At 43.2% G+C, this 2,482-nt stretch carries 2 protein-coding genes and 1 pseudogene; all 3 read right to left on the reverse strand.

The features are described 5' to 3' along the window. Positions 1–216: pseudogene (locus SPADD19_RS12875) on the reverse strand (pur operon repressor); the annotation flags it as partial. Positions 217–348: 132 nt separating this feature from the next. Beyond that, positions 349–1,296, reverse strand: coding sequence for a 3'-5' exoribonuclease YhaM family protein (locus SPADD19_RS08465; protein WP_049489305.1), 948 nt, complete (start codon positions 1,294–1,296; stop codon positions 349–351). Beyond that, positions 1,283–2,476, reverse strand: coding sequence for a DNA recombination protein RmuC (locus SPADD19_RS08470; RefSeq protein WP_061455881.1), 1,194 nt, complete (start codon positions 2,474–2,476; stop codon positions 1,283–1,285). Before SPADD19_RS08470 ends, SPADD19_RS08465 begins: the two co-directional genes overlap by 14 nt. Positions 2,477–2,482: the final 6 nt, after the last annotated feature.

Consider the following 2,482-nt stretch of genomic DNA (forward strand, 5'->3'; position numbering starts at 1 on the left):
CGTAAAAACAACGCCTCCTCCAGCTCCTGTGATGGTTTCAATATTTCCAATTTCCATCTCTTCAAAAGCCCGCTTAATAATCACGATATCTTCTGAGATAGAAGATTTAGCAGACTCATACCTTTCTGCAAAGGTATTGAGGCTAGTCAATTCATAGGGATGGTTGATCAAGTAATTAGAAATTACAACCATCCGTTCACTTCTTCTTAATTTCATTTTCTCACCATGTAGTTTTTTCTATCATTATACCATAAGAAGCGAAAAAAACGAACATTCTGATTTACAGAAGGCCGTTTTTCCCTAATTTTTTTCTTTTTTTTGGAATAGTTTCCGTATTTATCTCTGTTTTTACTGATCGATATTCGGTTTATAGAAAGATCGGTTTTCCATAGCGAAAATCTTGTTGGTCATCTCGCCAGGACCAACCAAACCTAGAGCTGTTGTCATCATCATCATTTCTGCATCCAAATTGTCGATCATATGAATAATCTCTGCTTCCATGATCTTTGGACGAACAGGACTACCGTATTCGAGTAATCCATGATGACTCAAGATCACATGGCGAAGGACAATTACCTCTTCTTTTTGGTCATCAATCTTCAAATCTTGCAAGACTTTGGTGATTTCTTCATCTATCAAAGCAATATGACCAATGAGATTGCCCCGAACAGTGTATTCTGTATTTTCAGGACCCGTCAACTCGATCACTTTAGCCAAATCGTGTAACATAATCCCTGCAAAGAGCAAACTCTTATTCAATTGAGGATAGATATCGCCGATACTATCTGCCAAGCGGACCATGGTCGCTGTATGATAAGCGAGACCTGCTTCAAAGGCATGATGGTTCGTCTTAGCAGCTGGATAGCTATAAAACTCTTTCTCATATTTTCCATAGAGGGCACGGACAATCCGTTGCCAAACTGGATTTTCAATTTTGAAAATCATGTTTGACAGGTATTCATGCAATTCCTTGGGATCTACTGGTGGTTTTTCCTTGAAGTCTGCTGGATTGTTGGGCTCTCCTGCTTGTGGCAAGCGCATATTCAATTGATTAACTTGTGGAGTATTATTGTAGACCTCCCGACGACCAGCCATATGGACCACGCGCCCAGCTATAAAGCTCTCTACATTGTGTGGTTGGGCATCCCATAGTTTGCCTTCGATCGTGCCGGTCTCATCCTGAAAAACAAAGGCTAGATAGTTCTTCCCAGCCCGCGTTTGACGCACTTCTGCTGACTTGATCAAATAGAATCCTTCGAACAATTCATCTTTTTTCATTTGGTTAATTTTGACCATCATCTTCTCCATCTTCTATATATACATCTAGTCCCAGCAGGTCCTCATCGCTTTCGATTTGGCGGAGTGTCCGCTCGATGGCACTGGTCCGTCTGGTTAGCAAATCATCAATATTATTGGAAGCATTCTTTAAATGGCGTTGAGTCTTGGCCAAAATCCCTCCAAACTTATGGAATTCTGATTTGACCGATCCCAACACCTTGCTAATGTCATCTGCACTCTTTTGGATGTTGAGCGTTTTAAAGCCAACAGACAAGGAGTTCAAGAGGGCTGATAGGGTGCTTGGACCAGCCACTAAAATTTGTTCGTCCCGACGCAAACGATCGAAGAATTCTGGATTGCGAACCACTTCGGAATAGAGGCCTTCAGTTGGCAAAAAGAGAATTCCGAAATTAGTTGTCGCTGGTGGAAAAAGGTATTTTTGTTGGATATCCTTAGCAAAACGCTTGATACTAGCAAGAAGAGCCTTGCGGTAACGCTCAATTTCCTCTTTCTCTCCTAATTCATAAGCTTCTTCCAGACGATAGTAGTCTTCCAGTGGGAATTTAGAGTCAATAGGCAGATAGACTGGCTCCTCTCCTTGCCCTGGAAGCTTAATGGCATATTCCACGCGCTCACTGGATTGAGGAACGGTGACAAACTCTCGCTCATACTGGGCTGGGGTCAAGATATCTTCAATGATTTGGCCCAGTTGCAATTCGCCCATAATCCCACGCGTCTTGGTATTGGAGAGAACTTTATTAAGGGTTCCGACATCCCGCGCCACCGTCTGCATTTCTCCCAGCCCTTTGTTGACCGACTCCAATTGTTTTGAAACCGTCTCAAAGGAGGTCTGCAAACGGTGTTGCAAGGTTTTCTCCAATTTTTCTTCTACCGTTTGGCGCATCTGTTCTAGCCGCACTTCATTGGACTCTTGGATCTGGCGCATGCGCTCATCTGTTTTGTCCCGATTTTTAGTAAAGTGCTCATTCATCTCAGCGCGCAGAGCCGTCGTCTGCTGGTGGATCTCCACTCGCATCTCGGTCAAGCGATCTGTCAGAGCGATCTCTAACTGCTGATTGGTAATCTGGCTGGCTTGTCTTTCTTTTTCAAAACGATAGTCCAACTGGTCTGTCAAATGATCCTCGTGGTCTTCCAACATCTCTCGTAAAGCCGGTCTTGTATCATCTGACCGTTGCAAGAAATA

This window comes from Streptococcus parasanguinis (assembly GCF_001578955.1).
Lineage (GTDB): Bacteria > Bacillota > Bacilli > Lactobacillales > Streptococcaceae > Streptococcus > Streptococcus parasanguinis_U.

What these genes read in the sequence shown, in the direction of transcription:
- SPADD19_RS08465 (WP_049489305.1), bottom strand. Translation starts at nt 1,296, where the DNA reads ATGGTCAAAATTAACCAAATGAAAAAAGATGAATTGTTCGAAGGATTC.